This window comes from Undibacterium sp. Di27W, assembly GCF_049340345.1.
Classification (GTDB): domain Bacteria; phylum Pseudomonadota; class Gammaproteobacteria; order Burkholderiales; family Burkholderiaceae_D; genus Undibacterium.
Window position 1 is genome coordinate 1 of record NZ_JBMPOS010000029.1, and the last position, 21,236, is coordinate 21,236.

A 21,236-nucleotide genomic window follows, 5' to 3' on the forward strand; every position below is an offset into this window, starting at 1 on the left:
TAGGCAATTACTGGAGTGACGTTGCACGTGGCACAGTGAGTGGCTTTGCATCTGGTGTTACTGTTGCAGCGATGCGTGGTGGTAAGATAGAGATGGCGCAGATTGCCAGGGATGCCTTTGGCAATGCACTCGGCGAAAGCTTGGCTGCGAAAAACACCAGTGCCGATACGAATCCATTTAGCTTGGCTAGACCAGGCGAGCGTGTGGATTTCAACTTGCACGGTAAGGTTTTGGGAGATGAGCCGAGCTTGCCGAGAAGTGCTGATGATGTACTAGAACCTGAAATTCCTTATTTGCTCGCTGCGGGACCAGGTTACTCTGGGATGGCGAGACCCGTTCGTCAATTCAGTCCGATTGCGGCCGCGTATCTTTTTGATGGAGGGTATCAAAGATACTTTGGTAAAGTCTACGATTCCATGTCGGGCACGACGGTGGATTATAAAGACTCATCTAACATGGCGAGTGACTATCGGTACGTGACTTGGACAGCGTTGAACACGAATACGCTAGACACAACAGAAAATCGTCAGCGCTATTTGAATGAAGTCAGCTCTGCCGGTGTTACGGCAGAAAATGGAAAATATTCTTCTTTATTGCCAGTACGCCCTGGCAGTACAGGGGAATCGCTTACCCAGGAAATCATTTATCAGATGGGATCAGCGTTTTCTGATCAATATCATGCAAATCCAGAATTGAGACAATATGTGTATCAATTGACAAGCGATACACATGATGGACAACTCTTGAATGTGACGGGTCTTTATGGTGCTTCTGTGCAAGAGACAATCAAACGCGCAGCACAAGATCCAGACACTTTTTACGGGAATTTTGCGAGTGGAGATGGTAAATTATTTACAGGGGATGGACTTGGAGCTAAAGCTGGAAATGCAATTTTCGCATTTGCTGCAAATGAAGCGCTAAGCTATAAAATAGCAAATGATGAACTTGCCCCACCCGCACTTCGTATTACTAAGGGAGTTGAGCTTGCGAAAGATGTTATTGGGGCAGTTCTTGATGTCGGTTTGGCCTATGACGCTGCTAAATTGGCATTTTTTGCTGGGAAAATCGCACTTCCCGTTGTGCGGGGGGGATTCGAGGGACTGACCAACTTTTTGCGAGCAAGTGTTGAATCCTGGAGCCCTGCTGGTGGGGCAGCTTTTACAAATTTGAAAAAAATGCTCCCCCAGTATATAGGAGAAGAAACGGGAGCTGTTTGGGGTACTAAAGTTAAATATTTGAATGAAACGGAAAGATTGAAGTACCAACTAGATATTAAAGACGGAAAACTCTATGATTCAACTGGTTCTCTCTTTGATACTGCGAATGCAAAATCAGCTTTTGGCGGAAAAGGAAATGCAATTTTTGTTATGGATGAAAATGGTGCTATCTATGCTTCGAAGGTTCAAACAGTCGGTAAATTTCATCATTCAAGTTTTCTTTCCGGCGAGCCTGTTGCGACTGCTGGAGAATTAATAGTTGAAAATGGTGTATTGAAAGAAGTAACTAGGCGTAGTGGACACTATCAGCCGACAGCTAATCAGTTGAATCAATTCTTAGATAAGCTGCGTGGAAGTGGTGTGAATTTGAACAACGTAAAAGTAGGAGCAGGATTCTAATGAACATAAATATAAATTTCTTAAAAATTCCTATTAATAAATTATATTTTATTGATGACGTAGCTGATTTTGCGGGACTCTCTGTAGAAGATTTAACGTTGCTGCAAGAAGAATATGACGAAGAAGAGCTAAAAGGAATTTTTGAGGCATTAGAGTGGGCGACTAAAAATCCGAAATATGATTTTCTATCGCTTCTTCCGAATTTGCCGCATTCCAACAAAGATATTTATCTATTCCTTTGCAAAATAGAAAGGTCTTTAAACACAGCGTCTTAAATAATGCTGCTGCCCTATTCAATGTTCAGTAAAACCAAATCCCTTCGCCAGATCAGCATTTTTGCGAAATCTGGGGAAGGCTTCAAAGCCGGTGTCACCCATTCACAGCTGGGGTCACAGAAGCCGGGGGGGCAGTTCTCGAAAGCCGGGGTCACAAAAAGCCGGCACCAGCTAGGGTCAAGTCTTTCATTGCGACATTCCTGACCTGACCGCCGCTGAGATGTGCGGGAGGATGCTCAATTCTCCTGCACGGCCTCACCCCGAGGCCGTGCAGACGCTGCCAGCATCTCGGCCAGAACTTCCTCACGCGACTTCACGCCAGCCAACACCTGACCGTGTCGCAAAGCCTGCTCGTCCGTCAGTTCTATGTCCGACAAAGCAAAGGAAGCCGCCACCTGCTTAAAATCCTCATCAGCCCACGCCAAAGCAATCCATGCCCGCCGTTGACGGCGCTCCTCCAGCACCGAAGCAGGCACCACCGTAAGCGTCCGTTGGCCCCACGTTGACAGATAAGAGAGTTACTTTGTTGTCCTTAGTGGCAACAGCTCATCAATCCTGCTGTTAGGGTGTGTGGGAAGTTTTTCCAGCGTCTGCGTGAGCCAAGCCAGCGGTTCAATGCCGTTGGCCTTGGCAGTGGCCAATAAACTTTGAATGGCTGCTGCCCGCTTGCCCGCTCGTTCTGATCCAGCGAACAACCAGTTCTTCTTGCCGATCGCAATTGGGCGTATCGCGTTTTCGATACGGTTATTGTCGATCGGCAGTTGGCCACTGCTGACATAGCGCACAATCGCAGGCCAGCGCTTCAAACTGTAATCAATCGCCTTGGCCAGACTGCTGCCATCAGCAGTCTTCTGCCGCTGTTGTAACAACCAGGCATGCATGACCTCAAGTCTTGGTCTGGACTGCGCTTGCCGTCTGATAGCTCTTTGTTCTATCGTCTCCTCTTTGTAGGTGGGGCGGCTGCACGCTTACCGATTTTGCATGCCCAACTGACTTACATCATAACGATAACCACATGGCGTCATATCGAATGGCATGCAAAAAGGGGCATGATGCGGAAGCATTCAACCACTCCACCTGGCATTGAGCGTTGACTTCTTTGGGACTTGATTAAAAAATGCTGAAGACTAATGCTGTAAATAGTAGCTAGTTACCAGTTCTGCGTTGTGATTGTGTAGCCAGTATGTCTGATGCGCCTTCGTAATTTACTTCATCTAGGATGAAAATACCTTTGCTCAGCATACATTATGTTATCAATCTGGCTACCAAATGATCTTGGCGGTCTTGCGTAGTATTGCTACGCCGCTGTTGCTGCAATCATGGTGATGCTGCATCCATCGAGCGTGTTTGTGTTGAGCTGATTAATTTTAATCATTAAAAACAATGGATTTTGTTCCTCTGATTATGTAGGCAAACCAAAATGCGATCCTGATCAAATTTCGGATAAAAACAATTGCAAATTATGTTGCATGTAGGCAATAAATTCCAAGATATTAATCAAATGAAATTGTTTTTAGTAAATATTTCTTGCAATTTGCAAAAAAACTTCCAATAAACTTTGGAAAATGGAAAGAAATTTGTTATTAAATGTAAATTCTCCATGTACAATGCGAAACATTGATTACTGGGACCTTGTTAATTGGCGGGGGTTTTGTCATGGGTGAGGCGGTATTGCCCTTATGAGAGCCGCCGATGTTGATTATTTGATATGCATTCAGACTTCGCTTTATCGCTCATGGCTGAGCTGTTTTGGACAGGTTTGCTGGTATGCCTGCCGGTGCTGGGGCTGACCATGCTTGTTGGCTTACTCGTAAGTATATTTCAAGTAGTGACACAAATACAAGAGATGTCACTGACTTTTATTCCCAAACTACTGACTGCGACGATTACCTTGGTCGTGGCCGGGCCATGGATGTTGCGCAAACTGACGCAGTTTGCCACCAAGCTATGGACCAATATTCCCCAGATGTTTTGAGTCATGGCAGATCTGGGAAATTTTCTTGCTGACTTTATCGGCAGTAGCGTGATGTTGAAAGCGTTTTTGCTTTCTGTGCGCATTGCTGCCCTGTTGCTGCTGACGCCTATTTTGTATGCTTCTGCTCTGCCAGCAACTTACCGCACTATCCTTATTTTTAGCCTGAGTCTGGCGCTCGCTTTGGGTATGGCGCCAGCAGGTTTGCTCGATGCTGCACCTGTAGAAACAGGGGCGGGTTTTATTATTCTGGCGGCGGCGCGAGAGCTGGCTTTGGGGGCGACGCTGGCGGTCGGTATTTTTATCAGCTTTGCTGCAATTTCTATTGCCGGGCGGGTGCTCGATATACAAATTGGTTTTGGTATGGCGCAGGTGTTTGACCCGCTGACGAGGATGCAATTGCCTATCTTGACAACGGCATTCAACCAGATCGCGGTGGTGTATTTTTTCTTGATTAATGGGCACCACACTTTGTTGCGGGCAGTGGCTTACAGCATAGAACGCTTCCCCTTGGGCAAGGCCTGGTCTATAGAGGCAGTGTCCGTGCCGGTGTTGAAACAGGTGGGCGGTTTGTTCAGCCTGGGTTTTGCGCTGGCTGCGCCGATTGTGTTTTGTGTGTTGCTGGTGGAATTGGCGCTGGGTGTCGTGGCGCGCAATTTGCCACAGATGAATATGTTTGTGATGGGTGTGCCTATCAAAATAGTCGTTGGCTTGGCTGCTCTGTCTTTTGGTTTTGTTTTGATGGGTAGCACAATTACGCGTATACAAGGCACTATTTTTCAAAGCTGGGGCGCTGTGTTTGCTGTGGCTGAAGTTCATCAGGATAGACAGATATCTGAAAGATTTTTCTGATGTCTGAACAGGATTTTGATCGTTCAGAGAAAGCTACTCCCTATAAACTTCAGAAAGCGAAAGAAAAGGGGCAGGTGGCAAAAAGCCCTGAGGTGGTGTCTGCCACGGTGTTTTTTGTCGTCGTGGTTTTTTTCTATTGGCATGGACTAGATGGCATACGTGATTTATTCAAGCTGGATTTGAATCTTTTGGCACAATTGGGGCGGGGTGATGCTGGCACAATGAATTATTGGCGCATGTTGCGCACAGTGTTGCTGGACGGGTTGTATTTGTTGCTGCCGTTTTTTATTGCAATCATGCTGACGGCCGTGATCAGTAATCTGGCGCAAACGGGTGTAATTTTATCTAGTGAACCTGTTACGCCGGACTTTAATCGTTTGAACCCGGTGAATGGAATCAAGAAATTTTTTTCGATACGGTCGCTGTTTGATTTGTTCCGGACTTGCTTCAAGCTGATTTTGCTCAGCCTGGTTGCTTATCTGGCTTTGAAGCAGATCATGCCGCAGTTATTCCATACGGCCATGTTGTCACCGTTGGAAATGATCAAGAATATGCAGATTGATCTAGTGTCTCTGGGCTTTAAGATGACGCTGGTATTAGCCTTGTTGGCATTTTTGGATTTGATGTTTGTGCATCGTGAGTTTTCCAAAAAGATGCGTATGAGCAAGCGCGATGTTAAGGATGAAGCCAAGAACCGGGATGGTGATCCACGAATACGTTCTCGTCTGCGTGAGTTGCGACGAGAGATGTTAAAGCGCAGCCTAGCTGCGGCAAAGACAAAAAATGCCGATGTGCTGATCACAAACCCTACGCACCTGGCGATTGCCTTGCGCTATGAGCATGGTAAGATGGAGTCGCCACAATTGCTGGCGAAAGGTGCTGGTTCATTAGCACAGGCGATGAGAAAAATGGCAGTACGCCACAATATCCCGGTAGTGCAGAACAAGGCGTTAGCACGTCAGCTATTTCGCGAAGTGGATTTTGATCAACATGTTCCCACGCACTTATATGCAGACGTGGCCAAGATCATGATTTGGGTATTCGCAATGAGAAAAAATAAAGAAGCACGTATAGCAGGGGAAGTGGTTTGAAGCAGTTGGCACAACTTTTAGGCAAGCATAGTGATCTGGCATTAGTGTTCATGGTGTTGGGGGTTTTGGTCGTGCTGTTTGCGCCCATCCCTAGTCCTGTCTTGGACTTTTTGATTCTGGCGAACTTCAGTTTTGCGTTCTTGATTTTGTTGTTAACGTTTTACATGGCAAGGCCGGTAGAGTTTTCTACCTTCCCATCCTTGTTATTGATTGCCACTTTGTTTCGCCTGTCATTGAATGTGGCGGCAACTCGCTTGATTTTGTCGCATGGTGATGCTGGAAAGGTGATCGCCGCGATTGGTTCTTATGTGGTGGGCGGTAATTATGTTATTGGCCTGATTGTCTTTCTGATTTTGATCGTAGTGCAATATGTGGTTATTACCAGTGGTGCGCAGCGCGTGTCTGAGGTTGCTGCACGTTTTACACTGGACAGTATGCCCGGACAGCAAATGAGTATTGATGCTGATCTGAATATGGGTTTTATCACCCAGGAAGAAGCGCAGAAAAAACGTAAGAACCTGGAAAAAGAAGCTGGTTTTTATGGGGCGATGGATGGTGCCAGCAAGTTCGTTAAGGGTGATGCCATCGCAGGCATCATCATTTTGCTGATCAATATTATCGGTGGCTTGCTCATCGGCATTATGCAGCATGGGATACCCTGGGCTCAGGCGTTGCAGACCTACACCTTGCTGACGATAGGTGACGGTATTGTGACCCAAGTGCCAGCATTGGTAATAGCGCTAGGCACGGGTATTATCGTGACGCGCTCAGCATCTGATGGCAATCTGAGTCAGGAAGTGTTTCAGCAGATATTGTCTTTCCCTAAAACTTTGTTGCTGGTTTGTGTGGCTTTAGGGGGATTGCTAGTTCTACCTGGCATACCTGTTGTGCCCACCTTGGGTTTATTAAGTTTCGTCTTGTTCGTCACTTATTTTTCGCATAGAAGTAAAAAAATACGAGATGCTGAAGATATTAAAGAAGGTAATGAAGATGACATCTTGCATGATGACAATGCACAAGGTAAGGATGACCCCTATAGCATGTTACCAGTTGAGCCGATAGAAGTGCATGTGGGTAGTAATTGGATACCTTTGATCAATCAATCAGGCAGTTTATTCATGGATCGTATTGCAGTCTTTCGCAAACAGCATGCAATGGATTTGGGGCTGGTGTTGCCGAAGGTGCGCTTTAAGGATGGCAAAAAACTGCTGGCTGATCGTTATGAGATTTGCATTGACGGTGTGACAGTGGCAAAAGGAGAAGCCAGGTTGAACCAGTATCTGGCGATACATCCTACTGGAGATGTCAAGTCGATACAGGGTGAGGTTACCAAGGACCCAACTTATGGTTTGCCGGCCTTGTGGATCAATGCAACTCAACGGGATAATGCCAGCGCCAATAAATATACTTTGGTGGATGGTGAAACAGTGTTCCTGACGCATTTGACCGAGGTATTGCGCAGAGAGTCTGCCAATCTGTTGACCAGGAGTGAAACAGATCGTTTGCTTAATCGCGTACGAGAAAATCAATCCAGTCTGGTCGATGAGTTGATACCAACAGTGATTTCTGTCAGTGACGTGCAGCGTGTATTGCAAAATTTGCTGAAAGAAAAAGTATCCATACGCCATATTGAGGCTATTCTGGAAACTTTGGCAGATGCAGGGAGAAGCAGCAAAGACACGAACTATTTAACTGAAATGGTGCGTCAGCGCTTAGGTAATGCGATTTGTCAGGGCTTGATTGGTGAAGCGAATGCCTTGCAAGTGATGACACTGGATCCTGTCATCGAAAGCCAGTTCTTGCAGAATCTACAGGCGGCAAGGCAGGAGGGCGCGCCTGCCAACCGCTCGTTTGTGCTGGAGCCAAAACTGGCGGAGCAATTTATGAGTAAGTTGGTGCAACAGGCAGATCGCATGATGAAGAATAATATGTTGCCAGTTTTATTGTGCTCGCCTGATTTGCGCCGCCACATACGTGCCCTGAGTGAGCGCGTGGTACCACATTTGCGGGTTTTGTCGATGTCGGAAATCCCGCAAAATATAGAATTAAAATCCTTTGGCGTAGTGCAACTTTAAGATTGACATGTCTGTGTCAATTGGTAATCTGACTTAGGCTTTAAAGAAAGTATCAAGCAATGAATGGAATTTTAGGTATCACCTTGCAAAGCATGCAAAACGATGCAGCCCGCATGGAACGTATCAGCATGAATATGGCAAACACCCTGACTCCCGCGTATAAACGCGAAGTCATTGTCGAACACACCTTCGGTGATTTGGTGCAGACGGGTATGAATGTGGATCAGCAAGCCAGCGCACTGGAAGTAGTGACGGACCTGCGTCAGGGTAGTTTTAAAATGACGGGGCAAAGCCTGGATTTTGCTATTAATGGCAATGCCTATTTTGAGTTGTCGACGCCGCAAGGGCCCGTTTATACCCGCCAGGGCAATTTTCATCTTGATACTCAAGGGCGCGTGGTGAACCAGCAGGGATACCCAGTAATGGGTAAAAACGGTGACATCATTGTTCGTTCAAGCAAACCTGTCGTCGACGCCAGCGGGCAATTTCTTGAGGATGCTATTGGGGAGCCGGGTAGTTTGCCTGTGGGTTCAGTTGGGCAATTTAAGCTGGTCGAGTTCGAACATGGTAGTGACTTGATCAAGACTGGCGATGGTATGTTGACAGCCAGGGAGGGTGTATGGGGTGCACAAAGCAAGAATGCGCAGATACATCAGGGCCAACTGGAAAATGCCAATATTAACTCTATGCATGAGATGGTGCAGGTTATGCAAACCATGCGTCATTTTGAATCCATGCAAAGAATAACCCAGGGTTACGACGAAATGATGGGCGCGGCGATCCGTAAACTTGGCGATGTCAGCTGATCATCTTATACCTCAGAAACCGATATGAATAATTTTGAAGTAAGGATCAATAATGTTTGACGCACTATACATAGGCGCAACTGGGATGCAAGCACAGCAGACGAATGTCGATACGATTGCCAATAATCTTGCCAATGCAAATACCAATGGTTACAAGAAGTCTCGTGTCAGTTTTTCTGACATGATGGTGCCAGATGCCAGGTTGACTTCCCAGCTTGGCGCTACCGACAGTCTGGGTGCTTTAGCACAAAGCGGCAAATTTGGCGCTGGTGTAGCAATTGCGAGCATGAGCAAGTTGTTTGATGCTGGCGAATTAAAAAAATCTGATTCCGCCTTTGATATTGCCATTCAGGGTGACGGTTTCGTATCGGTAATGATGCCAGATAATTCTGTTGCCTATAGTCGTGGCGGCAGTTTGAAAGTTAACAAGGATGGTCAGTTGGCGCTGCAAAGCGGCCAGCCATTAAAGCCAGGAATCACTATTCCTGAAGGCGCAAAAAGTCTGCAAATCAGTACTGACGGCAGAGTGCAAGTGAGTTTTGCAGGTCAGACAGGTATGAGTGATGTAGGGCAGATAGAGTTGGTGCGTTTTACCAGCCCTGGACAGTTAACCAACCTGGGAGAAAATCTTTACAAGTCCAGTGATTCCTCTGGTGAGGCTGTCGCTGGTGAAAACGGTGTGGGTAGCATTATGCAGGGTTATCTGGAAGCATCTAATGTCAAGATGCTCGATGAAATGGTGAGCCTCATGATTGCTCAACGAGCCTATGAAGCGAATGTAAAAATTGTCCAGGCGTCCGATGAAATGCTGGGCCTGGTAAATAATTTACGTAAGTAAAGTGCATGTGCCTGGCTGCCAACATGAAGCTTGGATTTTTTGGTGTAATTCAATGTTTGGTCGCTCTCATTGGGAGTTTGTTGACTGCTGTCGTCTTGGCAAAGCCTGTGCAGCTTGAGTTGCGCAGCGTTGCTGAGGTGAAATCCGCCATGTTTGTTTTGGGCGACGTTGTCAAGGTGGATGCCAGCACCAAGCAAGAGCAGGTAGCTTTACTCAGTATGTCTATTGGCAGGCTGTCACTGACCAAAACCAGCATGCTGGTCGAACGCAAGTTGCTGGAGAAGTGGGTTAGGCTGCATGCGGGCATACGTGCACGTGATGTGCGCTGGAGTGGTGCTGAGACTGTGACAGTCATGCTGCAGACCCAGTTGCTTGATAGCTCCCAGGTAGGTACTTTTGCCTTTGGCGTGCTAAAGGACTGGAGCAAATCGATAACTGGCAATGTTGAGATCAAGTCGCATAGTGAGCTAGCTAGTCTGTCAGTGCCGATGGGTGAAGTGAAAATGCGGGTCTCCAGGTTATCGGAACCATTGAGCTTGCGCAGGCATGTGACGATATTGGTCGATATATTTGTGGCAGACAACATGATCAAGTCTGTCCCTGTAAAGTTTGATATCAGCGGTACCAGGACGGCTTTGCAAGTGAGACATGACGTAGCCAGGGGCGAGTTGCTCAAGGCGGCAGATGTTGAGGTGAAGGATATCGATTTATTTGCCGACCTGAACGAAGCTGTGATGCTGTCAGCGTTGACAACTTCACCCGTCAGGGCAAAAACGTTCTTGCCTAAAGGGGGAGTATTAAGCAAAGCAAACGTTGAGACTCAGCCTGATGTTTTACGTGGTGAATTTGCTGTCTTGCTCTCCCATGAAGGCTTGGTCAGTGTAGAAAGTAGGGTGGAGGCGATGCAGGATGGCATTGTTGGCCAGGTCATCAAGGTAAGGCCGGTAAACTCAAATAATCAAATTCAGGCAAAAATTATTCAACCTGGAAAAGTGGAGTTGTATTAATGAAATTGGATAAACGGATACAAAAGAGTTCGGCGCTTGTCAGCATGGTTGTAATTGCTGTCTTTAGCCTGTGCTCTCCCGTATTTGCAGATAGCCTATACAAGGAATCGACTTACCGTGCTTTGACTTCGGATAACAAGGCTTTCAGGGTTGGCGATGTTTTGACCGTGCAGGTATTTGAGAATTCGACCGCGTCCACTAGCTCAGATACTGGTACCCGCAGGAAAGACTCCGTCTCTGCGGAATTGGGCAAGAACGGTAGTACTTTGCGCCAGTTCGGTGTGAGTGTAGGTGGGGAATTCGATGGCGGCGGTAAGACGCAACGCAGTAGCAAGTTGCTGGCCACGCTAACAGTAGCAGTTCGCGAAGTTTATTCCAATGGCGATCTTGGTGTCTCTGGTGAACAGGCGTTGATGGTGAATGACGAAATACAAAGAGTGAGCCTGGAAGGCAGGGTTCGCCCACAAGATATCTCTGATCAAAACGTCGTTATTTCAACGCGCTTATCTGACGCAAAAATAGTCTATGTGGGTGAGGGCGAGATTACCGATAGGCAGCGCCGTAGTTGGTGGCGACGCCTGCTTGACGGGCTGGGTTTGTAATGAGAATACAGAATATGATTTATTTGTTGCAAATCTTGTTGTTGAGCACTTTTATTATTGCCCAGGACGCACAGGCTATAAACCAGAACAAGGCGAATGAAGTTCATGACTTGAAAGAGGTCCGGGTAAAAGACATAGGTAAGCTGCAAGGCTGGCGTGAAAATGCCTTGGTGGGTTACGGCATTGTTACAGGCTTGGCCGGTACAGGTGACTCTTCTTCCAACCGGACAACCAGACAAGTACTGGCAAATGTGTATTCGCAATTTAATCTGACGATACCAGTTGACCAGGTGCAAAGCCGTAACGTTGCCGTGGTGATGGTGAGCGCTATGTTGCCAGCCTTTTCCCGCGAGGGGGATACCCTTGACATCACTATTACTTCTGCAGGTGATGCACGCAGCCTGGTCGGTGGCAGCTTATTAAGCACGCCACTAAAAGCGCCGAATGGGAGGGTGTATGCATTAGCCCAAGGTGCCTTGTCGGTTGGTGGTTATCGTTACGATGCAAATGGCAATATCATACAAAAGAATCACCCTACTGTTGGATCCGTTCCAAATGGCGCGATTGTTGAGGTTGGCGTTAGCTCGCAAATGCTGAATAAAGACCAAAAACTGACTTTTTTGTTGTCTGATCCGGATTATACGACTGCCAGTCGTGTTGCCAAGGCGATCAATGCAAAGTTTGGCATGATTGCCGTTGCCAGTGATGCCTCTGGAATACAGATACAGGTGGCAGACAACCAAAAAGATCAACTGGTTGACTTCATCGCTGAGATAGAAAATGTACTGGTAGAACCTGATCGTCGGGCGAAAGTAGTGATCAACGAGCGTACTGGTGTGGTTGTGGCAGGCGGTGATGTGCAAATATCCAGAGTGTCGATTTCGCATGGAGACATAAAAATTTCTGTTGCTAGCCAAAACACTGCATCCCAACCTTTTGTAATTGGCCAGGCAAGTAGCGCCATTCGCACTGCCATCGTGACAAATACAAAATTGGATGTCGATGAGAAGAAGGAGTCGGCATTTTTATCTGAGGGAAATACTGTCGCTGACCTTGTGCGATCTTTGGTGCGCATCAAAACCAACACGCGCGACATCATTTCCATACTAAGAGCAGTCAAGGCCGCGGGTGCCTTGCATGCTGAATTGATTATTCAATAATTTAATACGTCTAAATTTATGATTCAACATCTCGAATCTCTGACAACAGCAACTGTGGGATTGGCACTGGATGCGGCAACGCTCAGGCATCAGGCCATTGCTAATAATGTTGCCAATGTCAATACAGAGGGCTATGTACCCTTGCAAATCAATTTTGCCAGTTACATGGAACAACTGGAGCAGCTGTCTGCACCAACTCAAGGCAAAGGCGGCCAAAATCATAGTATTGGGCAGTTGGAATTGGAGCCAGTGTTTGATGTAAATGGAAATCCTGCAAAAGTCTCGCTCGATACCGAAATGGCAGCCATGGCACATAATACTGTGCAATATCAGGCACTGATCAAGGCATTGAATCGCCACTATGCAATTCTATCGAGTGCGGTCACTGACGGTAAGAAATAATTGAGGGTATAAAAAATGGATTATCGACAATCATTTGGTATAAGCGCAGTAGGCATGTCATATGAACGTGCCAGGGTAGACATCTCTGCAATGAACCTGGCAAATGCCAACACCGTGAGGGAAGCTGATGGAACAGGTTATCAACCACTGCGTGTGATCGCAAGAAGTGCTGCTCAAAGTAGCAGTTTTTCAGACTTGGTAGGCGAAACCGGTTTATTCACAATAGGTAATGCTGGCAGAAGTTTTACTATAGAAGGCATCGACAAACCTGCACGCATGGTGCATGAGCCTGGTAATCCTTACGCGGATGCCAAGGGCTTTGTCGCTTATCCAGCAGTAGATTCGGCCAATGAAATGGTCACCATGATGAGTGCTATGCGAGCATATGAAGCCAATGTGGCTGCCATGAATACGGCAAGAAACCTGGCACTGAAGGCACTGGAAATCGGTGGAGGAAGTAACTAATGGAAGTCTCTAGCATCTCGCAGTTTATCGCACCTGCAACTATTCCTTCTTTAGCACCACTTGCTAGCGATGCGGCGGCACCAGTACAGAGTTTTAGCAACATGGTGAGTCAGGGTCTGGCTCAGGTCAATGAACAACTACAAACCTCACAAGCCGATTTACAAGCTTTGGCGACTGGTGATGTGCAAAACCTGCACCAGGTCATGATACGTATGGAAGAAAGTCGCTTGTCATTTCAATTGATGTTGCAGGTGAGGAATCGTTTGCTGGAGTCCTATCAGGACATCATGAAAATGCAGATATAAGTCTGATTAAGTTGAGAAATGAAGAATTGGATGCCTGAAGGTATCTCTTGTAATCGTGGTTGGAGTAGTTTGTGATTAAAAATTTTTGGAATACGCTAAGTGGTTCTGCTCGCATTGGTTTCGTGGGCGGGCTGCTGGCTATTTTTATCATCACTGCATGGTGTGCAGTATGGTTGTTACGCACAGATTATCAGGTGCTGTTTTCCGACCTGAAACCGCAGGATAGCGCAGCCATGGTCGCCGAACTCGACCGACTGAAAATACCTTATAAGGTAGGCGAGGGCGGTAATACTATCCTGGTTGATAAAGAAATTGTTCATACTACCCGCTTGAAACTGATGGGTAAGGAAATCCCATTGAATGGCGCGGTTGGATTCGAGCTATTCAACAGCAGTGATTTCGGTATGACTGAATTTGCGCAAAAAATCAATTTCCAGCGCGCATTGCAAGGTGAGATTACTCGCACCATTTCTTCGCTTGATGAAGTGAAAGATGTTCGCGTTCACCTTGCTTTGCCAGAAGAAGGTTTGTTCAAGCGTAGCAATAACAAGCCTAAAGCCGCAATTACCATTTCCTTGAAACCAGATAAAAAATTGAGACAAGAGCAAATCACTGGTATTCAAAGGCTGGTAGCTGCAGCAGTGCCAGGTATCCAGATTCAGGATGTCACCCTGGTAGATCGCCAGGGTGTTGCGTTGACTCGTAACAATGCTAATGCTGGCGAAGTTGAATTGAGTACAGCAAACCTGGATTTAAAAAAGGATACTGAAGCACTACTGGCCCATAAGGTCAATGAGGTTTTAGAACATAGTTTTGGCACTGGCCAAGCCATGGCTAGTGTAGACGTAGTTCTTAACATGGACCAGGTTCGAGTCACCACAGAAAACGTAATCGCTGCACCAGTGATTGCAGGACAAACACCAACTGGTGTCATCGTCCGTGAAAAAGAGACTGTAAAAGAGTCGGGTGCTCCTGTCGACGCGTCGCAGCCACAAAATGCCCGGGGTGGTAGTTCGCAACGAGAAACGGAATACCAGCTTGGACGCAAGGTTGAGCAAGTGGTTGGACAGCCAGGAACAATTCAGAAAATCAATGTGGTTGCAGTAGTACGCAAATCCCTTGATGACGCAGAAATGGAAAAAGTCAAGGCCGTGGTTGCTGCTGCCGTCGGCGTGGTTGCTGCGCGGGGTGACACTGTGGTTGTCCAGAGCCTACCTGGAATTCCTGGTCAGGATGTTAAATTGGCAGATTCCTTGGTTCAGGTAAATACGGCCAAGTCAGACCTGCCATTGCAAGAAACCAAGCAGTTAGTGGCAGAGCTTGATACCTTTAAGATTATTACTATTTTATTGGCTATCTTGGTACTACTCGTATTTGTTCTGTTCTTGTCGCAGTTGTCTTCACGAAAAAAGGCAAATGTTGATGTCATGAGTCAACATCAGCGCGAACTGGCTTTGAAACAAATTCAAGAATGGATGCACCGGTCAGAAATCAGTGCCTCTGCAGAATCAGTTGCAGAAACTCAACAACGTATCTGAGACTACGATTGAGAATATGATGCAAGTAAATTCAATTTCCGAAAATATCAGGCGTTCTGCGTTGATGTTACATTCCATGCATACGCTTGATCGGCAATGGATACTGAGTAAGCTGGATGATAAAGAAGCGAGCATTCTGAACACTTTGCTGGAAGAGCTACAACGTCTTGGCTTGCCCGTAGATCAAAACTTACTTTCCAGTATTGATAGTACTGAAGGACAAATTTCGGCAAAAGTGGCACCACAAATAAGGCCTTTGGATCTGGATTGGTCAGGACAAATCGCATATATAAATGCGGCTGACTATCGGGATCTATTTGCAATTTTGTCAGAGGAATCCCCTGGGCTGTTGGCATTTCTCCTGAGCATCCATCCTTGGACTTGGCAAAAGGAATTGCTGGCTTGCTTTGATGTAAGCATGATACGGCGCATACAAGAATGCACGAAAGCGATGAACGAACCTTCATTGCAGGTACGTGGTGTACCTGCGAAAAAATTACAAATTACTTTGATAGCCGAATTGGTGCAACAAGTTCCAACACGAAGCGCTAAACCACAGTCTGAGAATGTAGAACAAAAAAATGGCATGCTCTACCAGTTGTTGCAGCGGTTTGACTTTCGCAGCAAGAAACCAGACTCGCGCAGGGGGTACTCAGCATGAAAGGTCAGCCAGTCATTAAAAAAAATATGCAAATCTTGCGTGACGTGCTCGTGCACAAGCACGTGCACACTTTGCACAGGCCAGAAAAAGCTTTAGAAAAGAATTTTGCCCTTAAAAGTAAGCCTGAAAATGACAGTCGTCCTGCGGATACAAAGGCACATCCTGTCAACTTTAATTTGCCTGCCTCTACACCTAAAACATTGGTAGTGGATCGTTATGACGAGGGTTTTTTGGCGGGTAAAATGGAAGCACATAGCCAGGCAGTGCGTGAAGTCGAGAAAAAACTGCAGGCTGAGCTAGATGGCAAGCGCGAACAGCTATTCCAAGAGGCCTATAAGTTGGGCCAGCAGCAGGGCTTTGCCAGTGGGCAAAAAGAAGGCCTATTGGTAGCGCAAAAGGAAGCGGAAAATTTAAAGGCAAACCTGTCCAAGCAGCATGCTCAATTAGAGAAGATATTTACTAGTTTGCCAGAGCGACTACAAGCATATATGCAGGATGCAGAAGACGAGTTGGTTGCATTGAGTTTCAGCGCCACATCAAAAATTTTGGGCGAGTCCTTGAGTTCTGAAATGGTGATCAGGGAATTGGTAAATTCTCTCGTTAAGCAGCATTTGACTGATACCGAATTTTCTGTGCACCTTCATCCTGATGACTATGCCTTACTGTCGGCTGGAAATATGAGTGAAAAAACCGTTGCGACGCATGGAGCAAGCAAGGCAGAGCAAATTCGCTGGGTATCCGACGCGAGCATTAAGCTGGGTGGTCTTATCATACGATCTAGCGAGCAAAGCCTTGATGCCCGATTGGATTTTCAGATCGAAGTACTGAAACAGGGACTATTACAGGCAAGGCAGGAGCGCAAAAGCAAATTACTAGCAAATAAATCACAAATTACCGCCAATGTGACAGCTGCTTTAGACATGCCACCTGCTGTGAGAACGGCGTGATTGCTTTAGACGAGTATCACAAACAATTGAACAAATCCGTATTTTTTAAACGGATAGGGCAGGTGCGCCAGTTCAGTGGTTTGTCTATCGAAGTGACCGGGCTGAACGCTACCGTCGGAGAATTATGCTCAATATATCCAAAGCGCAGCGAAAATCTAGGGAATGAAACGATTTCACCTATCATTGCGGAGGTCATAGGTATAGGTGCGGGCTACCTGACCTTGATGCCATATGGCTCAGTCCTGGGGCTTGCGGCGGGTTGCGAGGTTGTTGCCGATGGAGCCTTTGCTGAAATCGGTGTTGGGGACACTTTACTTGGGCGTGTCATAGACGGATTTGGGCATCCTCTTGATGGCATGCCTGCCGCACGTACCCAGTTTAGAAAACCGCTAAAGGCTGCGCCGATTAATCCCATGCAAAGGCCCAGAATTGAGAAAGTACTGGAAACTGGTATTCGGTGCATAGACTCTTTACTGACTATTGGTAAAGGACAAAGGGTTGGCATCTTTGCTGGCAGTGGCGTGGGTAAAAGCACATTACTTGGCATGGTCGCACGTCATGTGAAGGCAGATGTCAATATTATCGCCCTCATCGGCGAGCGTGGCCGCGAAGTCCGGGAATTCATCGACAAGCAACTTGGCGAAGAAGGGATGAAGCGCTCTGTCGTGGTTGTTGCCACCTCAGACCAGCCTGCATTGGCGCGCATACGTGCCGCCTATGCGGCATTGGCGATTGCTGAATTTTTCAGGGACCAGGGCCTGCAGGTTTTGCTGACTATGGACTCCGTCACGCGCTTTGCCATGGCAAGACGTGAAGTTGGTTTGTCTGCAGGAGAACCTCCGACAGCACGTGGGTATACGCCCTCTGTTTTTGCAGAGTTGCCGGAACTATGTGAGCGTTGTGGTACGGCTGATAGCGGTGGTGCGATTACCGCGTTGATGACCGTCTTGGTTGAGGGGGATGACTTGAATGAGCCTATCTCCGACAGCCTACGTTCGATACTGGATGGTCATATCGTCTTGGCTAGACAGTTGGCACATAAAGGCCAATATCCGGCGATCGATATATTAAAAAGCGTCAGCCGGGTCATGCCGGATATTGTGAGTCAGGAACAAAAACTTCTTGCTATAGAGACTGTCAAACAAATGGCTGTTCTAGAGCGCAATCGACAAATGGTTGATATAGGGGCTTATCAGGCGGGCAGTAATCCTGCCTTGGATCAGGCACTGCAGATCGAGGGGCAATTGATGGATTGGCTCAAACAGGATGCTGGTGGCTTTTTACGTGAGCAGGCAATCCAAAATCTGGCCCAAATTATTGGCAGGAACATGTCGAAAGGACGTGGATGAGCGCCAGTGTAGATTTGCGCGGTTTCACCTATCAGTTAGATCCTATTCAGAAGCAGACGCAATGGAGACTGGATTTACTGGAAATTGAACTTGCGAAGGCGCAACAAGGAGAGCAAAGTTGTGCGCAAATTATTGATGATCTGAAACAGCGTGAGCAGGATCAAGCGAGCTTGGCTATGACTTCATGGCAGAGTCATGTCAATGTCTCTGTACATCAATCAGCCCTGGAATTTCTGTTGACACTGAAAAATGCGATATTTAGGAAGCAGGAAGAGTTACTGGCATTACAAAAAAAATGCACTTCGATTCGCGAGGAGTGCATAGGTCTGCAACAAAAATTAGAGATTTTTGAGTCTCACCGCCAAGAATGTTTGGACGAATATATACTTGAACAATTGCATCAGCAAAACGCTGAGATCGACAGGGATTGGAACGCCAGAAGCATGTGGAGAGCGAAGAGAAAAGAGGTCAGTGTATGACTGTGACATCATTAGTCCTCAATCAAGATCCTCAGGTCAAGGGGTTGCGCGTCAGCAATGAAAGCAGCGTCTCCTTGGATTTGTCCAAGCAAAAGGCTTGGATGAAGGCGATGGAGCAGTCCCAGATGCAAGAGTGGCTTAGGCAAGGCTTGACACATAGAGACTATTTTCAAGCGTCACAAAACAAACCTGTGCAGAATTCTCAGGATGACTTGCTACCTGGCTTTCAGGCTCCTGTTTCGCATGAGGAAACGCAAATCAAGGACATTAATTCTTCTGGTTCAGCTGAAAAGCAGGTTCCACCCAGTAACGGGATTGACGATGCGGTGTCCGGTGGTTTGCATATTGAAGCCGAAGTAGTTTTACAAAGTGAGTTGCAACTAGCTAAGCCGCAGCCAACTCTATCTGCGTCTAAGTTGCATGCTTTTTCTGAACAGAATTTGTCTTTGGCTTCCCAGAAAATTGCTGAGTCGCAAGCATCGCAACATGGGCAAGTTTCTTTGGCTGGAAATACGCAATTAGTGCAAGCCGTTACGCCCAATTTTGTCCCTAAAACCCAGGAAAACACGTCTGTTGCCATGAGCAGTGTGACAGATAAGGTGCAGTTGTCCGAGTCACTCAAGAGCGGATTAGAGGCCTGGACAGGTGTAGTGGCCATCTCTAGTTCACTAAATTTACTCTCGCTAACTGGCAAGTTGGATCAGCAAACGAATCAAGCCACCACGAAACTGGCGACCGGTTTTCTTGCTTCCATGCTACCTGCAGATGTGATCGAGAAAGCTGAAGCATCTGAAGGAGTAGCTGAGACGAAAGTAGTGCCAGACCCAGAATCTTCTCAATATGACCATGAAGCGATACGCTTTCATGCTGAATGGAGCGAAGAAGGATTGCGATTGTGGTTGGGGATAGATAGTAACACCAAGATAGATATTGCTCAGCTTTCACAACAATTGCGGAACTGGGTAGCTCAACAAAATGTACAGTTGCTATCTCTTGTCTGGAATGGCCAACAAATATCTAAAAGCCAGGTTGCACAAATACTTAAAGATGGAAACAAGCAGAATGCGCCATTTGCCGATACAAGTGCAACGATGCATGAAACGAAATCCTCAGACAAACATTATTTTTTAAATTCTTACTTACATGCAAAGGAGATGCGATGACCATCAGTTCCGTAGGTAGTGCATCAGCAGCTACCAACAATTTGCAAGCTAATAATCTGGGTATACAGGATTTCTTGAAAATTTTACTGACTCAGCTCAATTATCAAGATCCAATGAAACCCATGGATAATCAGCAGTTCATGGCGCAGATGGCGCAATTCACGACATTGCAGCAGACGCAGCAATTAAACACGAATATTGAGCACTTAATTACTAATCAGGCGTCGCTACAGTCTGTAGGTCTCATCGGCAGAACTGTGGATGTTGCGACGGGTACAGGTACGTTAACAGGATTAGTCGTGGGCCTTTCGCTTAGCGGGGATTCTCCCATGCTGACGCTGACCACCACTGGCGGCGTCAAGATAGAAAATGTCGGGCTGGATCAAATTATTAATGTCCGCTAATACGCGGATCAAACTAAAGATATTCGAGAAAACAGAGAAAGAAGATTATGTTAGATTCCATCTACATTGGTATGAGCGGTTTGCAGGGCTATTCTCGTGGCCTTAAAGTGATTGCCAATAATACCGCCAACATTAATACACCAGGCTATAAGAGTTCAAGCATACAATTTGGCGATATGTTCTATGCCAATGGTGATCAGAGCGGTACATCCAAAGGAACGATGGGTTCTACTGGTCATGGCTTGGTCACCGGCGGGACAACCCTCAATTTTAAACAAGGTGAACTTCGCCAAACTGGCAATACATTGGATCTTGCAGTCGACGGTCAAGGTTTGTTCACCTTAAAAGATGCCAATGGCAAGTTACATTACACGCGCGCCGGTCAATTTGAATTCAATTCTAGTGGTGTATTGGTCAATCGTTTGGACGGTAGTAGGGTGATGGGACGCGACGCAAGTGGCGCACTTACTGAAATCACCGTCAATGGCACACGTGCTTCGACATCCAAAGCTACTACGACCGTCACTTTTAAAGGTAACGTAGATACAGGCAGTACTACTGTCAGCGTTGGTTCGGTGAAAGTAATCGATAGCGTCGGCGGTGAACACAACTTGACGACCAAATTGACCAGGACTAGCACTGATAATTGGAGCGTTGATGTCTCTGAGAATGGTGTATCAGTCGGCACCGGAAAGATCATCTTTCAGGCCGGCAAGATAGACCCAGCTAATTCTAAAGTGGCAATTAACTATACGCCTGCTGGTTTAACTAGCATTCCATTGACGCTGGACTTTAGTTCCGACGTGACCTCTTTTGCACAGACCCCAAATCTAACTACGATAGGCTTTGGCACTCAGGATGGTTTTGCAGCCGGCAACTTAACAGGAGCCAGTTTTGATGCCACGGGTGTGCTTGTGATGACGTATTCGAACGGCCAAACCAGCAAGGGTAGTCGCTTGGCCCTGAGCCGTTTTGATACGGTGGATTCTGTACAAGCAGTTGGTGGCAATGAGTTTGACGCTATTGACCCTACAGCCTGGCATTCTGGTAGCGCTGGTGAAAATGGTTTTGGTAATGTTAAATCAGGTATGGTTGAAATTTCTAATGTCGATCTTTCTCAAGAATTCAGTGATCTGGTGATAATGCAACGTGGTTATCAGGCATCGTCTCAAATTATCACGACTGCCAATGAAATGTTACAGGAATTATTTGCGATGAAAGGTAAATAG

Annotated in this window: 23 protein-coding genes and 1 pseudogene; 22 read left to right on the top strand and 2 right to left on the bottom strand. The window is 46.6% G+C overall.

From position 1 onward, the window contains the following. Positions 1–1,616, top strand: a 1,616-nt coding sequence (locus tag ACO0LF_RS30005) for a hypothetical protein (protein WP_423020852.1), incomplete at its 5' end; no start/stop codon positions are given. After that, a complete protein-coding gene (locus ACO0LF_RS30010; protein ID WP_423020854.1) occupies positions 1,616–1,891 on the top strand; it encodes a hypothetical protein in 276 nt (91 codons plus the stop codon). The genes ACO0LF_RS30005 and ACO0LF_RS30010, both read left to right, overlap by 1 nt. A 236-nt stretch (positions 1,892–2,127) precedes the next feature. On the opposite strand, the gene ACO0LF_RS30015 is transcribed toward ACO0LF_RS30010, so the two are convergent. Together ACO0LF_RS30015 and ACO0LF_RS30020 are read right to left on the bottom strand one after the other, a co-directional pair. After that, the gene (locus ACO0LF_RS30015) at positions 2,128–2,286 is read right to left on the bottom strand and encodes a hypothetical protein (RefSeq protein WP_423020856.1); all 159 of its coding nucleotides are present in this window, start codon (positions 2,284–2,286) and stop codon (positions 2,128–2,130) included. A 123-nt stretch (positions 2,287–2,409) separates the two neighbouring features. Further along, a pseudogene (locus ACO0LF_RS30020) lies at positions 2,410–2,826 on the bottom strand (IS66 family transposase); the annotation flags it as partial. 773 nt (positions 2,827–3,599) lie between these two features. Here ACO0LF_RS30020 and fliQ point away from each other — a divergent pair. The 20 genes from fliQ to ACO0LF_RS30120 all read left to right on the top strand — a co-directional run bounded on the left by fliQ (position 3,600) and on the right by ACO0LF_RS30120 (position 21,236). After that, on the top strand, positions 3,600–3,866 hold the full coding sequence (fliQ, locus tag ACO0LF_RS30025; protein WP_423020858.1) for a flagellar biosynthesis protein FliQ: 267 nt from the start codon (positions 3,600–3,602) through the stop codon (positions 3,864–3,866). A 3-nt stretch (positions 3,867–3,869) separates the two neighbouring features. Further along, a complete protein-coding gene (locus ACO0LF_RS30030; RefSeq protein WP_423020860.1) occupies positions 3,870–4,715 on the top strand; it encodes a flagellar biosynthetic protein FliR in 846 nt (281 codons plus the stop codon). Then, on the top strand, positions 4,715–5,806 hold the full coding sequence (locus ACO0LF_RS30035) for an EscU/YscU/HrcU family type III secretion system export apparatus switch protein (RefSeq protein ID WP_423020862.1): 1,092 nt from the start codon (positions 4,715–4,717) through the stop codon (positions 5,804–5,806). The genes ACO0LF_RS30030 and ACO0LF_RS30035 overlap by 1 nt, the downstream gene beginning before the upstream one ends. 50 nt (positions 5,807–5,856) lie before the next feature. Continuing rightward, positions 5,857–7,881: a flagellar biosynthesis protein FlhA gene (flhA, locus tag ACO0LF_RS30040; RefSeq protein WP_423020911.1), complete on the top strand. Its 2,025-nt coding sequence runs from the start codon at positions 5,857–5,859 to the stop codon at positions 7,879–7,881. Positions 7,882–7,940: 59 nt separating this feature from the next. Beyond that, complete coding sequence (locus ACO0LF_RS30045; RefSeq protein WP_423020864.1) at positions 7,941–8,687, top strand: flagellar hook-basal body protein; 747 nt, start codon at positions 7,941–7,943, stop codon at positions 8,685–8,687. Positions 8,688–8,739: 52 nt separating this feature from the next. Further along, entirely contained in the window at positions 8,740–9,525 is a 786-nt protein-coding gene (gene flgG / locus ACO0LF_RS30050; RefSeq protein ID WP_423020866.1) for a flagellar basal-body rod protein FlgG, read from the top strand. 80 nt (positions 9,526–9,605) lie between these two features. Beyond that, positions 9,606–10,532 (top strand): flagellar basal body P-ring formation chaperone FlgA, encoded by a 927-nt coding sequence (gene flgA, locus ACO0LF_RS30055; protein WP_423020868.1) that lies wholly within the window; start codon positions 9,606–9,608, stop codon positions 10,530–10,532. Then, positions 10,532–11,134, top strand: a complete 603-nt coding sequence (locus ACO0LF_RS30060; protein ID WP_423020870.1) for a flagellar basal body L-ring protein FlgH — start codon at positions 10,532–10,534, stop codon at positions 11,132–11,134. The genes flgA and ACO0LF_RS30060 overlap by 1 nt, the downstream gene beginning before the upstream one ends. Continuing rightward, on the top strand, positions 11,134–12,294 hold the full coding sequence (locus ACO0LF_RS30065) for a flagellar basal body P-ring protein FlgI (RefSeq protein ID WP_423020872.1): 1,161 nt from the start codon (positions 11,134–11,136) through the stop codon (positions 12,292–12,294). Before ACO0LF_RS30060 ends, ACO0LF_RS30065 begins: the two co-directional genes overlap by 1 nt. Positions 12,295–12,312: 18 nt before the next feature. Further along, entirely contained in the window at positions 12,313–12,696 is a 384-nt protein-coding gene (locus ACO0LF_RS30070) for a flagellar basal body rod protein FlgB (RefSeq protein ID WP_423020874.1), read from the top strand. 15 nt (positions 12,697–12,711) lie between these two features. Beyond that, complete coding sequence (flgC, locus tag ACO0LF_RS30075) at positions 12,712–13,161, top strand: flagellar basal body rod protein FlgC (RefSeq protein WP_423009386.1); 450 nt, start codon at positions 12,712–12,714, stop codon at positions 13,159–13,161. Further along, positions 13,161–13,466 carry a flagellar hook-basal body complex protein FliE gene (gene fliE, locus ACO0LF_RS30080; RefSeq protein WP_423020877.1) on the top strand — a complete coding sequence of 102 codons (306 nt, stop codon included), beginning with the start codon at positions 13,161–13,163 and terminating at the stop codon, positions 13,464–13,466. Before flgC ends, fliE begins: the two co-directional genes overlap by 1 nt. Before the next feature lie 71 nt (positions 13,467–13,537). Then, positions 13,538–15,004, top strand: coding sequence for a flagellar basal-body MS-ring/collar protein FliF (fliF, locus tag ACO0LF_RS30085; RefSeq protein ID WP_423020879.1), 1,467 nt, complete (start codon positions 13,538–13,540; stop codon positions 15,002–15,004). Next, positions 14,979–15,665 carry a hypothetical protein gene (locus ACO0LF_RS30090; protein WP_423020881.1) on the top strand — a complete coding sequence of 229 codons (687 nt, stop codon included), beginning with the start codon at positions 14,979–14,981 and terminating at the stop codon, positions 15,663–15,665. Before fliF ends, ACO0LF_RS30090 begins: the two co-directional genes overlap by 26 nt. After that, complete coding sequence (locus tag ACO0LF_RS30095; RefSeq protein ID WP_423020883.1) at positions 15,662–16,612, top strand: FliH/SctL family protein; 951 nt, start codon at positions 15,662–15,664, stop codon at positions 16,610–16,612. Before ACO0LF_RS30090 ends, ACO0LF_RS30095 begins: the two co-directional genes overlap by 4 nt. Next, positions 16,609–17,961, top strand: a complete 1,353-nt coding sequence (locus ACO0LF_RS30100) for a FliI/YscN family ATPase (protein ID WP_423020885.1) — start codon at positions 16,609–16,611, stop codon at positions 17,959–17,961. Before ACO0LF_RS30095 ends, ACO0LF_RS30100 begins: the two co-directional genes overlap by 4 nt. After that, positions 17,958–18,440, top strand: coding sequence for a hypothetical protein (locus tag ACO0LF_RS30105; protein WP_423020887.1), 483 nt, complete (start codon positions 17,958–17,960; stop codon positions 18,438–18,440). The genes ACO0LF_RS30100 and ACO0LF_RS30105 overlap by 4 nt, the downstream gene beginning before the upstream one ends. Then, complete coding sequence (locus ACO0LF_RS30110; RefSeq protein ID WP_423020889.1) at positions 18,437–19,603, top strand: hypothetical protein; 1,167 nt, start codon at positions 18,437–18,439, stop codon at positions 19,601–19,603. The genes ACO0LF_RS30105 and ACO0LF_RS30110 overlap by 4 nt, the downstream gene beginning before the upstream one ends. Then, complete coding sequence (locus ACO0LF_RS30115; protein ID WP_423020891.1) at positions 19,600–20,007, top strand: flagellar hook assembly protein FlgD; 408 nt, start codon at positions 19,600–19,602, stop codon at positions 20,005–20,007. Before ACO0LF_RS30110 ends, ACO0LF_RS30115 begins: the two co-directional genes overlap by 4 nt. Positions 20,008–20,054: 47 nt before the next feature. Next, positions 20,055–21,236, top strand: coding sequence for a flagellar hook protein FlgE (locus ACO0LF_RS30120; RefSeq protein WP_423020893.1), 1,182 nt, complete (start codon positions 20,055–20,057; stop codon positions 21,234–21,236).